8 protein-coding genes and 1 tRNA gene are annotated in these 13,365 nt (G+C 54.0%); 4 read left to right on the top strand and 5 right to left on the bottom strand.

From position 1 onward, the window contains the following. Positions 1–312: 312 nt before the first annotated feature. From R3C20_03405 to R3C20_03395, 3 genes are all read right to left on the bottom strand, one after another. Entirely contained in the window at positions 313–876 is a 564-nt protein-coding gene (locus tag R3C20_03405) for an ECF-type sigma factor (protein MEZ6039524.1), read from the bottom strand. A gap of 1,093 nt (positions 877–1,969) precedes the next feature. Further along, positions 1,970–2,040 (bottom strand) — tRNA-Gln (locus tag R3C20_03400). 88 nt (positions 2,041–2,128) lie between these two features. Further along, positions 2,129–3,451, bottom strand: a complete 1,323-nt coding sequence (locus R3C20_03395; protein MEZ6039523.1) for a DNA-directed RNA polymerase subunit alpha C-terminal domain-containing protein — start codon at positions 3,449–3,451, stop codon at positions 2,129–2,131. Positions 3,452–3,797: 346 nt separating this feature from the next. Here R3C20_03395 and R3C20_03390 point away from each other — a divergent pair, with 346 nt between their 5' ends. The 3 genes from R3C20_03390 (at position 3,798) to R3C20_03380 (ending at position 7,220) form a co-directional block, all read left to right on the top strand. After that, positions 3,798–4,988 carry a hypothetical protein gene (locus R3C20_03390; protein ID MEZ6039522.1) on the top strand — a complete coding sequence of 397 codons (1,191 nt, stop codon included), beginning with the start codon at positions 3,798–3,800 and terminating at the stop codon, positions 4,986–4,988. 40 nt (positions 4,989–5,028) lie between these two features. Then, the gene (locus tag R3C20_03385; protein ID MEZ6039521.1) at positions 5,029–5,619 is read left to right on the top strand and encodes a TlpA disulfide reductase family protein; all 591 of its coding nucleotides are present in this window, start codon (positions 5,029–5,031) and stop codon (positions 5,617–5,619) included. Between the two features lie 590 nt (positions 5,620–6,209). Continuing rightward, complete coding sequence (locus R3C20_03380; GenBank protein MEZ6039520.1) at positions 6,210–7,220, top strand: Lpg1974 family pore-forming outer membrane protein; 1,011 nt, start codon at positions 6,210–6,212, stop codon at positions 7,218–7,220. Positions 7,221–7,372: 152 nt separating this feature from the next. On the opposite strand, the gene xylB is transcribed toward R3C20_03380, so the two are convergent. Both xylB and R3C20_03370 read right to left on the bottom strand, forming a co-directional pair. Further along, on the bottom strand, positions 7,373–8,908 hold the full coding sequence (xylB, locus tag R3C20_03375) for a xylulokinase (GenBank protein ID MEZ6039519.1): 1,536 nt from the start codon (positions 8,906–8,908) through the stop codon (positions 7,373–7,375). Between the two features lie 314 nt (positions 8,909–9,222). Then, positions 9,223–12,108: a DUF1553 domain-containing protein gene (locus R3C20_03370; protein ID MEZ6039518.1), complete on the bottom strand. Its 2,886-nt coding sequence runs from the start codon at positions 12,106–12,108 to the stop codon at positions 9,223–9,225. A gap of 1,014 nt (positions 12,109–13,122) precedes the next feature. Here R3C20_03370 and R3C20_03365 point away from each other — a divergent pair. Continuing rightward, positions 13,123–13,326 carry a hypothetical protein gene (locus R3C20_03365; protein MEZ6039517.1) on the top strand — a complete coding sequence of 68 codons (204 nt, stop codon included), beginning with the start codon at positions 13,123–13,125 and terminating at the stop codon, positions 13,324–13,326. Positions 13,327–13,365 lie beyond the last annotated feature (39 nt).

Below are 13,365 nucleotides of genomic sequence, written 5' to 3'. Positions count from 1 at the left end.
AGGCTCGCAATCAAGCCCGTCATGAAACAATGCGAAATCGACGGAGAGTTTTCCGGAACTATCAGAGGCTCTTTCCGAAATCAGGTTTTGCAGAGATGCAACTCCTCTCAAGCAAGTGACTTATGAGTTCCAATAATTCAGCACAACGTCCCGGCACGTCTGGCAACAACAACTGATCGGCACTGCGAACGAACACAAATGTCGTTCCGGATGATCAGCAAGCGCCCGAAGCCCGCACACTGTTACTCGTACGGGCTCCATACTCGTTGGCCACCGGTATTTGCTCGGATTGCCTGCCTGAATGGGGGCTTTTTAATCTGAGGGGGCGAGCCATGCAGCGAACCAGGCTTCGGCGAACTCCCAGGTTTCGTACGCCTTTGTGCGGCCGAGCCCCAGCATTCTTCCGGACTCGGTGACCGACAGTCCGGCAAACAGACGCAGCTTGACCAGTTCCCCAGCTTCCGGTTCTTCTGCCAACAGCTGGTCCAGAGCCTCACTCACTTCGATTAAGTGCACGGGGCCGACAGCCATGGTCTGCTCGAGATCCACGTCAATCTCAACCCGCTGACGGTCACCACCTCGTTTCAACGAATCCTTCCGGCGAGCCGATTCGATCAGGATTCGCCTCATCGCTTCGGCCGCTGCCGAAAAGAAAAGCCCACGACTATCCCAGTGCTGAGCCTGCTTGACGTCCACTAAACGTAGATACGCCTCATGAACCAGGGCCGTCGGCTGCAGTGTGTGGTCCGACCGTTCATTAGCCATTCGCGTCTTCGCGAGGCGTCGCAATTCTTCGTAGACCAGCGGCAACAACTTTTCCGCCGCCACTGCATCGCCGGATTCAACTTGCGACAGAATGTGGGTGACTTCGGACATGGGCAGGTGCTCCGGGATGATCGGTTTCTGTGACCAGCTTACTCAGCCCGGGAAAAACAACCAATCCACTTTGATCCGACTATTCCAAGCATTCGACAATCTGACCAACAACAGCCCGAACTGTTACCAGGCAACGACGTCGAAATGACGATAATCATCACTTCACGCACCTGCCGGAGCGATTGACACTCCAGAATGCAATAGCCCGCATTCAGGCAACTCATGCGAGCGTGATATGACTCACCAACCGTCTGGCGAGCCACGCTACACCGCTCCGACATGTCGATCCTGCCAAGACGTTCGCGTTAACCTGTTTCGGAAAGTAACCGAAGACCTCCGGTTATCTGGGCTTGTTGGGCATTACGAATTGGAACGACGTTCCGTCACTTGAAAACGGAATTAATCGCCTCTTCTTGAGAGTCGGGGAACAAGTGCCGGTATCGCCTTCGCTGCTCATCTGTCTGGTCTCCCAATCATTGATCGATGAACCGTTGGTCGCCTCCCCTTGAAGCACAATCGCTCATAGAACTGTGGCGGAATACGTGCCAGCCCCGGATCGATTCCCATTTGCTCGCTCGCTGTACATCGGAAAGGAAGAGTGTTGCTGTCGTTCGCGAATCGTGACTGTTGAGGCAATCAGATCAATATCTGAAACCAGTGCGCGACAAATCTCACTGCCGTGCCCCGGTGAACGCCGCCAACGCACACATTGCACGCAGGCAGTCGTGGCGTGAACTTTGCTCAACGAATGAGAGAAGTCTCGTTGGCTTCGAACTGACCGTTGGAATCATTGATCCCTGAAGAGAAAACAGAATTGATAGTTGCCGCCTGGACCCTGTTGAATTGATGCCACGTTGAATCTCCCTGTCTGTTGAAAACACCGGGAGTGCCTCAACCAGCCATGGACATCCGACGGACTCGCAACGCGAAATGCTCGGAACCAATACAGTGACACTACGAAACCAATTCGGATTCAACAGGTGTCATTGATTTGTCACTGATTCAGATTTCCATAAAAAAAGACCTGAAGCAGTGATTGCTTCAAGTCTTTGCGGTTGTGTGGTTTACGTTCGAGATTTTGGCTCGAAAGAATTAACCCGACCAGGACTCGAACCTGGAACGACAGAACCAAAATCTGTTGTGTTACCATTACACCATCGGGTTGTGTCTGCAATTTTAGTGGTAGTTGCTTTGTTCGGCAAGATGCAGACACGGCATTCCGGCGGACGGTTCTCCACCAGAAGTTCGACAATCAGTCGTTTCGCAGTCGCATCCCCATTTCGGTCAGCTTCTGGCGAATTTCATTCAGTGATGTCACGCCAAAGTTCCTGCTGGCCAGGAGTTCATCGGCAGTACGCTGTACGAGTTGCCCGATCGTCTGAATATTCAATCGATTCATACATTTACGAGACCGAACCGAAAGATTCAGGTCACCAATGACACGATTCATCATCGCCTGCTCTTCAGGAGACAGGTTCTGATCGACCACGTGTTCGCGTGAGTGGATTCGATGCAGATGCTGCCCGATTCGCAGTCCGTGTGCGGACAGCAACTCGCGAATTTCGTGCAGTGACGTTTCGCCAAAATTCTTACCGGACAGCAATTCCTGCTCGCTGATTTCAGTCAAATCACCGAGGCTGTTGATGTCCATCGCCTGGAGGCAATTTCGACTTCGGACTGACAACTCAAAATCGGTGACAGGCCGACTCAGCAGTTGCTTCATGCGGGCTTCCTGACGAGCCGAATCTTCGTCGTAGTACATCCCCTGAGTTGCTTCGATGTCCTTCAGGTAGAGTTCCGCATGGGCGTTGTTGGGGTCGAATTCCCGAATTCGACGGAAACAGAAAGCCGCCGCCTGATAGTTCTCGCGATCCTCATACATCAACCCAAGATTCAGCAGAGCGCCGATGTAAAACGGGGGACGAGACAACGAACGCTCGTAGTAGCGAATCGCCTCATCATCGTTCCCTCGCAGAGAATTCTCAGCCGCCAGCCAAAACAAAGCCCGAGAATGATGCGGGTCCATGTCCACAGCCCGCTCGAAATACTCCACTGCCGTCAGAGCATCTCCACGATCAGCCCAAATGCACCCCATCTGAAATGAGTATTCCGCGCGACTTGCCGCAGACGCAGCGACACTACGGAGCAGTTTTTCGGCTTCGTCGATCAAACCCGCCGAACGAATTGCACCGGCCCGGCGAAGCGTACACCCGACAGGATCGAAACCAGCCTTCGCGGCAGCTTCAAAACGGTCGCCTGAATCCTGAGCACGACCAAGTGCCAACAAACACTGGCCATGTACGAACAAGGCCAAACCATCTTTCTGCACGCCGGACAGAAGACGATCCGCCTGCTCCTGCTTTGCCAGCAGGTAACTGCCAACTCCAGCACGGGCAATCGCCCCTTCTGAGTTGCGGCCGCCATCAATATGACGACACAGATCCCCTACGCATTGACGAACATCAGTTAATTGTGAACCGCTGATCGCCGACTCCAATTGCGTCAGCATGTCCTGAGTCATTGGGCCTTCGGATTCGAAGATGGCTTTCACATTCACTGCGGTCGCTGTTGGCACTGTCTGAAATCCCTGATACTAAATTTCGGGAGTGAAATTGAACGCTCGCATTCACAGTCGTCATGATGCACGGGCCGGAATCAATCCCCTGCGCGTGCAACCCCCGCGTTTTTCGAAACCGGGGAGTTTATCCAATACGCAGCCTTGACACAAACGTGCCTGATTTTTTCCCCGCGGATTACCATGACCGGAGCAATAACAGGGGTTTTCTGTGCTGTATTACCCGCATTTCATCGGATGAAACGCTGGCAACCAGCAGACAGGACCGGGAAATTTCATTACATTCCGCGGGTCTTGATGCTCACAGGAAGGTGACCACAGTTCAGATTCCATGGAGGGTGCCGTTGTGGAAATCGCGCCGCGTTTGTTGCTGTTTGCCTGTATTGCATGCCTGGGCGGCACCATTCTGGGTCGAAATCTCTTCACCCCGGAATCCAGTCAGGGTCCAGCATCCCCACCACCAACCAGCATTCCCAGCACGATCGCTGACCCACCGATGTTCGGGGACAGCGGTTGGGACGCGACAGCAGGGAAGCCTCCAAACCAGATGGAGAACTCCGGTTCCGTCCGGATGGCTTCTCACTCGCGTGTACATCCGACCCCAATGACAACCGAGGACACCGCGGAACTTCGGCAGCTCATTGATGAATTCCGGGTCGAAGGCGCGGAAGGAACGGTTTGGGAGGAGGAGCTGACCGGCGTGAATCTTGATGACGCCAGGTTCCTGCTGGAACAAAGGAACCAAATGCGATCGCACGCCGGCTTATCCTCCCTGAAATTCCTGGACCACTCTGTCGACGAACTCCTCGATCCCCAGAAAACGCAGCCCAACACGGCCGATTCATTCTCAGAAGCAGCAATGCAACGCCTTCGCATGAACCTGGCTGGGGCACATATTCCCGGCTATCGAGCTGCCACCGCATTCATTTCAACTCAAAACGATCCACAGTCGCCTGCCAATTCACTTCACCTTGAGGTGGTCACGCGTTTCGAGCCTGGCAAACTTTGCTTCACCGGGCGCCCCCTGGATATCGCTTTGCCAGACGACCCAACGCTCTGGATTTGCCTTCATGCGTGTTGCCAACAGTCAGACAACAACGTCCCGTGTGGCAACTCCTCGTGTGGTAAAAGAGTCTTCACACGACGAGGCGACATGCGAATACTGCCCAATGGCGAAATTGGCCTCCAGGTGGGACAAAGCTATTTTTCCGCAGTCGCCACTCAAAATGAATTGCCGAGTTCCGGAGACGTTCGTTTCCAGCCCGATGGTACGATCGTTGGCGGCCTTGCGGAAAAGGAGTTACAACTGGGCCGGCTTTGCGTACTGCAAATTCACAACCCAGGCCGCTTATCAACAAAAGATGGCGTGCTGTTCTCTCTGCCGGACAGCCCCTCCAAAGAGTCGGAGACTGAGGCAATGGAGCCAACCCAATTCGAATTACGCGTTGGATATGTGGAACTGTCCAACGTTTCGCTCAGTGAAGATCAAGACTTGTTCGCGAATGTTCAGCGATTGTTACACCCTGAAAATCAATGAATGCGACACGTTTTTCTTGCGACAGGAACGAGGTACCCCAATGAGCTCTACAAAATATCACTCCACTTTCATTGGCAGGCTTTCATCAATCGTACTGCTGGCCATCTCAGCCATCTCTTTCGGTGACAGCACCTCGGGGCAGGACGCCGCAGCTGTTTCATTGCAGAACGGAACGTGGGAGCATGTTCAGGCGATTGTTCGAAAAAACCAGGGGAAAGTTGTCGTCGTGGATATCTGGTCAACCTCCTGCCTGCCATGCATGAAGGAGTTCCCAAAGCTCGTTGCACTCCAAAAGCAGTCCCCGTCCGAGATCGTATGCATCAGCTTCAATGTCGATTACATAGGAATCAAATCGAAACCGGTTGATACATACCGTGCACCGGTAGAGAAGTTTCTGAAGAAGAACTCAGCGACCTTCACCAATATCCTGAGTACGACGGAATCCGATGAAATTTTTGCCTCTCTGGATCTCGCTTCAATTCCTGCCGTCTATGTCTACGGCAGGGACGGAAAGCTGGCGAAGCGATTCGATGATTCACTCTTTAGTGACGGAGAAGAAGAAGCCTTCACCTATGAAGACGACATCAATCCATTTGTGAATGCGTTGTTGAAGGCATCTGCAAACGAATAACGCCTTGCCAACACATGGCATTGACAGCCGGGTCTCGACGAGCACCGCATTGATAAGAAACCGCCGCATCAGCGAGGGATTGCTGGCCCCTGAATACCGTGACAAATCCGGCAATTGAATTCCTGCCCTCGAATACAGACCATCCCTACCCGAGGATTGAAGCCGGATGGCCACAGGCCGGTCGACTGGAGTTTCGAATTCCGGCACCGGGTAATCCCCCGCATTCGGTTTCCATTTTCACATTCCGGTCGAGATCCGCGTTCTGACGGGGCCAACCAGGTTACTGGGGACTCATCGATCTTCGCCGTGAAGCTATCCCCTTTGCGAAAATACGCACCTGGCCTGGTTCAGTTCGGGAACGACAGGCGAACCATGATGACATTTCCAGGTGCTTACAGTGCGACGAAGCCGTGCGCCGGTTAGACAGTCTGTGCCGGTCGCATCAATGAATCGTCGGATATGGGTCATTGGGACGGTGACAGTTTCCCCACCAGGCAGACGATCACTGAAGTTGCCGCGTTGATTCTTTCGATGGTCTGAAGAAGTATCACTTTGGGCCGAATGGTTTCGCCTACTCAGGAGGAGTTGGTGTGCGGAAGAATACATCCCGTCTTATCATGGCAGCCCTTGCGCTGCTGTTGACGCAACTCCGGATTACGCGTGCTGATTCCCTCGTTACCCCTGAATGGGATTCCCCGGACAAAGCAATTGCGCTGATGTCCCACTCACCAGAGCCATTGATGGCAGAAACTCTGGTTTCCACTTCTTCGATGCAGGATCTGGAATCGCGCATCGCCAGTATGGAAGCAGATCTGCAGGCACTGCGGCAACCACGTCTCGCACCGAGCTTTATATCTCCGCCTGATTATCATCAGGACAAGCTCTTCGGGTCCGTTGAGTTTACATTTCTTCGCCCTCGAATGAGCGGGGCGATGGGCGCATTGAATTCTGCGAATGGCGGCCAGTTAATCGACCATCACTTTGAGTCAGGGATGCGTTACACTCTGGGCTACCGTACGGCAAGTGGACTTGGACTCCGGGGCCGATACTGGTCTTATAGTCACGGATTCACTTACGATCCACCGTTTTCAAATTCCACGCTCTACGTCGGCGCCCATGCTGCAGATCTGGAGATCATCTCCCTGCAGCGTTTCCGTCAGTGGAATCTGGAGTTCTCCAGCGGTGTCCGTCATGCAAAACTCCGCTATGACTCGCCAGTCATTGGAGCATTCGGTATCGGACAGGCGTCTTTTGAAGGTGTGGGCCCAACAGTGTCCGTTGAGGCAACACGAGGTGTCGGAACGTGCGGAATCGATATCTTCGCGAACGTGCGAGGTTCTTTGCTGTTCGGACAGATCAATAACGCATCAATGCTGACCTACATCCCCACCGGCCCAATCCGGGATGAAGTGATGCAGATCGTTGAGAATCAGCTTGGCGTCTCATGGACCAGGACCATCGGTCACTCGTCCGTCCTGCAGTTGAGAACAGCCTGGGAAACCCAGTACTGGATGAACAACACATTCTCAGACGACGCTCTGGGAATTGGCACCAATATTGGTTTTATGGGCCCGACAATTGCCGCCGAATTGAGATATTAACTATCCCGTTGAAAATCCGGGACAGGCACGCAGGACGACTGGAAACCGTCGTGTATTAAGGTCTCCTGCTCGAGCCAGTCCCGTCTTACAACAGGCTGCGAAGCCGTCCGCCCTTCCGCCTCAATTCAGCGGCGTTCAAGTTGCAGAGCAACCTACCCGTTCACCAGATTCTGGATGTCCGCAAAATCGTCGCGAAGTGAACGGTACAACTTTTGATAAATCGGGTACCCCGAATTGTACTTCTTCACAGCTTTCGATTTCTGGCTGGTCTTCGAAACGACACGAATGGTCGCGTTACACGCTTCAACAACATCGCTGTAGGCACCGGTTCCGGCAGCAGCCAACAAAGCAACTCCATACGCCGGACCTTCCTCCGCGTTAATTGTGCAAACAGGCTGACCGTAGATGTCCGCCTGCATTTGCCGCCAGAATTCGCTGCGTGCCCCACCGCCAGAGAGTCGAATTTCGCTCACCGGGATCGTCATCTCCCGAATGATTTCCAGTGTGTCGCGCATCGCATAGGTAGCGCCTTCCATAACGGCCCGGGCCATGTGGCCTTTCCCATGCCGAAGACTTAAGCCAATCCAGCAGGCACGAGCATTCGGATCGGCATGGGGCGTCCGTTCGCCCGTCAGATACGGCAGAAAGAACAGGCCCTCAGATCCTGCTGGTGCTGCCGCAGCCTGCTGCGTGATCAGCTCGTAAGGGTCAACCTTCTGTTTTTTCGCAAGATCGATTTCGCTTTGACAGAGCTGATTTCGGAACCACTGCAGACTCCCGCCCGCTGACAATACACATCCCATGACGTGCCATTTTCCGCGAACCGCATGGCAGAATGTATGGAGACGTCCCGCCGGATCGACCTGCACATCGTCGCTGTGCGCAAACACAACGCCGCTTGTCCCCATGGTCGCAGAAACGACACCTTTCCGCACAATTCCGTTGCCAATCGCACTTGCAGCCTGATCCCCACCACCTCCGACAACCGGCGTTCCGGGTAACAGCCCCATCTCTCTGGCGACCATTTCGGTCAGCTGACCGCTGACCTCTTCGGATTCATAAACTTTGGGCAGCAGCGACGCATCAAGCTGCAACTTGCTGAGCAATGGCTTCGACCAGTCTCGCTTCACAACATCCAGCAACAACGTTCCGGATGCATCACTGACTTCTGTCGCAAACTCGCCCGTCATGCGATACCGGACATAGTCTTTCGGAAGAAGGACCTGAACGGTTTTCTGGAAGTTTCTCTTTTCACGATTCCGCAACCACAAAATTTTCGGGGCGGTGAAACCGGTCAATGCGGGATTGGCCACCATCTGAATCAGCTTCGATCGACCTCCGGCCAGTGATTCAATCTCAGCGCATTCCGCTGCCGTTCTCTGATCATTCCAAAGCAGAGCAGGGCGGATGACTTCGCCTGACTTGTCCAGAAATACACTACCGTGCATCTGACCGCTCAGTCCAATCCCTCCGACATCCGCTGGCTTGAGTTTGGCAGCTTTCATCACGCGGCGAACGGATTTGACGGAGGCATTCCACCAGTCAATTGGGTCTTGCTCACTCCATCCGGGCTTCGGACTGCTCAATGGATATTCTTCCGTCGCCGTTGCCAGAATCTGACCATCCTCTCGCATGGCCAGAGTCTTCGTGCCACTCGTTCCGATATCAATTCCAAGATAGACAGGCATCGTGCATGTACTTCTACAAAGGACCAGAAATTAAGCCCAAATGGCTGCGATCAGACGACGTTTCGATACACCACAACTTGTGTCCAAATCCAGGGAACGGATCTGCCCCACGTGATCGACACTTCCGGCGGTCATACGTCCCGCATTCTAGCAGGCAGGACGATGGCTTTGAAATCCATCCGTACCCTGAGTTCGAGGTGGCTGAATCTTCACGGACCTTCACTGACACAATCGCGTTCCGGACCAGGCACCCGGTCCGGAAGCTCGCGTTGTTCGATTCCTGCCAATGGTCCATTTCCAGACATGACAAACAATTATTCGATCCAGGCAAATTCATTGAGTCCGAACAGTACCTGACAGAAATCAGCCAGCGATACGACGTCGACGGGTTCATTGCCGCCTCTGTCCTGCCTGAAGTTCACCTGCGACCGAACAAATGCCACACCCTGTTCGACTTCTCCCAAAGTCGCAGTACGACTCAAAGCTGATTCAATGCATGCACGCACGCGGTCTGATGTGCGTTCACCGGAATTACTGTCAGGAAACTCACTGGCAATCCGGCGGGCGAAGTTCTTCGCACAATCACGTACGAAAGGATCGTTCAGAATGGCAAGTGCCTGGGGAGCCACTGTCGTAACGCTTCGGCGAGAACAACTCTGAAGACTGTCAGGCCGATCGAACGCCTGCAGCAGTGGATAAGGAATCACTCGTTTATGAAACATGTACACTGTGCGGCGGCGTGTGTCGTCTGATTCTTCGACGTCTTTCGGGTATGCCGTTTTCAGATTGCGGGCAATCATGGCATCAGTCGAAATCGGTGGTTTGAATGAAGGACCATACATCTGTCGGTTGAGCAGACCTGCCACGGACAACATCGAATCGCGAAGGACTTCCGCCTCCAGCCGACGCGGTGTGAACCGCCACAGAAGCTGATTCTCGGGATCTACAGTCGACGCATTTTCACGAAACTCTGAGCTTTGCTGCCACGTCCTGCTGTTCAGGATCAGCCGATGGATGTGCTTCAGCGACCAGCCGTGATTCACAAGCTCACTGGCAAGCCACTCTAACAGCTCAGGGTGAGAAGGGAGTTCGCCTCGCACACCAAAATCGCCAACGCTGCGAACCAGGCCTTCACCAAAATGGTGATACCACAGACGATTTACGATCACGCGAGCCAAGAGCGCACCGGCCCCCCGCTGCGAATCCGTCATCCACCATGCCAGCGCAGTCCTCTGACGGGTTGAGTCTGGCTTTGATGCCGTTTGCAGGGCAGTCTCCATGTAAGCTTCGGGAGTCGTTTGATTCGTCAGGACGTTCAGAAAACCAAGCTGAACGATTTGATCGCGATCGTAGAAATCACCGCGTTCAAATAACCATGTCGTTCGTGGTTCGGCCCCAAAGTCCTGAAAAATCATCGCCTGATCTGAAAGGCCGGCTAGTTTGACCTCCCTGCGATCGCCGCTGTGGAAGGCACTCAGCAGTCGATAATACTCCCGCGACGAAACGGCGTCGTATTTATGGTCATGACATCTTGCACACCCGATCGTCAACCCAAGCAGTGCACTCCCGGTCGTTGAAACGATGTCATCCAGTTCGTTGTATCGATTCTGCAGTCGCTCCTCTTCCAGGAATGAATCTTCCAGAACGGTGCTTGGCCCGGCGGCCAGAAAACCGGTTGCAGAGACAGCCAGAACATTCTCTGGGGACAACTCGTCCCCAGCCAACTGCCATCTTACAAACTGGTCGAACGGCATATCGTCGTTCATGGCTCGAATGACAAAGTCCCTGTATACCCACGCGCCGGGACGATCCCGATCGCCCTCCTGCCCATCACTATCCGCGTAACGAGCTGCATCCAGCCAGTGACGCCCCCATCGCTCGCCATAACCGGAATCTGCCAGCAGGTGTTCGACAAGCGAACCAGGATCATCAGCATAAACCTTATGCATTTCCGGTGTTGGGGGCAGCCCGACAACATCCATCGCCATGCGTCTCACAAGTACATCATCCGGCGCCGGAGGGTTCAGCGCCAGCTCCTTCCTGCTGAGAGCCGCCATGACAAACGCATCAATCGGGTTACCGGAAGGCGTTTGGTCTTTGCTCAACTGCGGAATCGGGACGGTACTGGCCAGAGGCTGAAAGGCCCAGTGTTCTCGAGCTTTTTCAATCCGGGGATCCGCGATGTCTGCGGACTCCGGCCAAATGGCCCCGTCGTCAATCCACCTGCGAAGAACGCCAATCTCTTCCGGAGTTAATGAACCTTCCGGAGGCATTGCCGTTGCTTCGCTGAGACGAGCGACACGGTGAATCAGCGGGCTCAGAGCACTGTGCCCGCGACGCATACTCGCCCCGTTTCGACCGCCCTCCATCGCTCGCGATCGCATAGAAAGATTAAGTCCACCTTCTTCGTTGCCTGCGGCATGACATTCGAAACAGTGTTTTTGAAGTATCGGGCGAACGTCCTGTACAAAACTAACCGCCTGCTTCGCGGGCACAGGGAGCCTTGTCATCAGTTCTCGGCCGGCAATCACACCCGCCTCAAAATTCGATTGGACTTCGCTGCCGCTGATCGCGCGATCGAACAAGGCCATCAGATGAATCGTACCTATCCAGGGCCGATCACCCGTTGCTTCGTTCGCAACGACCAGCGGATAGTTCAAATCCCAGTTTGACAACTCCCCTTCGACACGACCGGAGTACGCGACTTTGCCATTCAGGAAAATCCGGACCTGTCCGTTACGGCTGCGGGTCACCACCAAATGGGTACGCGTTGTTGTCACCGTTCCACTCGCCGTTGCGAAAGAAGGCAGACCGTTCTCAGAAGTCCCTGTCGTTCGCAATCGAACTTCGAAAGTGTCGCCATTCTGCCCAACAGTCAGATTCCGATGCGAAGGATCAGACGACAGCGAAACAATCCTCGCCGGTCCTTTCTGCTGCAGGTTCTCGGGAGTCAGCCAGATTTCAACACTGCATTCTCCCGACCGCACGATCGACTTATTGATGTGCTGAGCGTCCTGCTGATAGAGTCGAGTCGAGGAGTTCACACGAATCCCGTCTATCTGCCAGGACGCATGGCTTGAGGCCATGATTTTCAGCCCGCCGCGTGAATCTTCGGACACACGATTCTGCACCTGGCCCCCACCACCAGCTTCGAAGGTGTACAGCGCAACAAGACCATCGCCGATCCGATCCTCTGCCAACAGTCCGCCTCCGCAGAATGGATGACCTGAAGAAAGGATCGCTAGAAAAACCCACATCAGTCGACGCATGCGACTCGCAGAGAAACAACCGTTTGATCGGCAACTCACGGAAAGATCCTTCGCGAAGTGACTTCGAATCGGAACCAGCTTGAGCAGTATAAGTAGGGACGGGTTATCCACAAAACCTGCGATCCAGGTGATCAGAATTCGTCCCCACAGATTCAGCACCGTACCAACGGAACGTGTAGGCCAGGCAAATGGCAAACATTCTTTCCATGGTGTTGCTTAGCTTCGCTTAGCAGCCAGTTGAAGTACGGGACTGGCTCGAGCGGGAGACCTGAAAACGCGACGGTTTTCCGTCGTCCAGCGTGCCTGCCCGGGTTCTTCAACGGAAAGTCAGCATCGACTTTAGTCGTGGGGTTTAGTCCACACCCTCCGTTTGATCTTCATGGAGAAAACACGCTGGCAGCAAACGAGGTGCGGATTGCTTCCGGGACTTACAGGCTGCCAATCTCCAGGATCGCTGACGTTGCTGCAAACGGAAGGGAGGCGGATCCGGGCGAAGATACTGCTCAAACTGTGGAGCAGGACAGTGCTTCCAATTTTACCCGGGCAAACGTTTCGTCGGCCAAATATGCAGTCCCGGAATTATCAGATCTCCCTCTGGTAACTGCAATTTGCAGTGTCACCGACCTGAAGCCTGAATTGACATCAAGGAAGCAGACAGCTTTAGGCCAAATCTCTGGTTTTTACGATCCTTCCCGGGGACAGAAGCCCTCTCCATCAAAGATTTCCTGACACAGATCTTCGACATTCCTTGAGTTTCGGGTTTGATTGTCAATTTGATTCCTGGGTGTGCATTTCTGACATCTGGCCCAAAATAGCAAAAACGGACGGCTTGAGTGTGACCGATGCTGGGCGTACACTTGCATGTCGTACGAAACGCCAATCGGGAATCAGGGAGGTTTCCGCGATCGCGCATTGATGCCGAAGTCTTGTCGGAGTTCTTTCGCGATGGACAGTATTTTTCAGGTTGAGCTGACCCCCCACGAGCGCGACGTCCTGCTAAGGGGATTGCGTTACGTTCGTAGCGCGATCATGCTCGAGCAACGGGATCCAACGCCCGAAGACAGTGATCGACGCACTGGAATGCTGGACGAAATTCAGTTATTGCGACAGCGGCTTGAATCTTCGGACGCTCTCGGGGCTCGAATCTGAGATTGCAGAGACAACATTGCCAAAAACGCACCTCGCGCA

This window comes from Planctomycetaceae bacterium, from assembly GCA_041398825.1.
Classification (GTDB): domain Bacteria; phylum Planctomycetota; class Planctomycetia; order Planctomycetales; family Planctomycetaceae; genus F1-80-MAGs062.
Note: the sequence above shows the minus strand (reverse complement) of the source record. Positions and strands in the feature narration are given on the sequence as shown.

What these genes read in the sequence shown, in the direction of transcription:
- R3C20_03405 (MEZ6039524.1), bottom strand. Translation starts at nt 876, where the DNA reads ATGTCCGAAGTCACCCACATTCTGTCGCAAGTTGAATCCGGCGATGCA.
- R3C20_03385 (MEZ6039521.1), top strand. Translation starts at nt 5,029, where the DNA reads ATGAGCTCTACAAAATATCACTCCACTTTCATTGGCAGGCTTTCATCA.
- xylB (MEZ6039519.1), bottom strand. Translation starts at nt 8,908, where the DNA reads ATGCCTGTCTATCTTGGAATTGATATCGGAACGAGTGGCACGAAGACT.
- R3C20_03365 (MEZ6039517.1), top strand. Translation starts at nt 13,123, where the DNA reads ATGGACAGTATTTTTCAGGTTGAGCTGACCCCCCACGAGCGCGACGTC.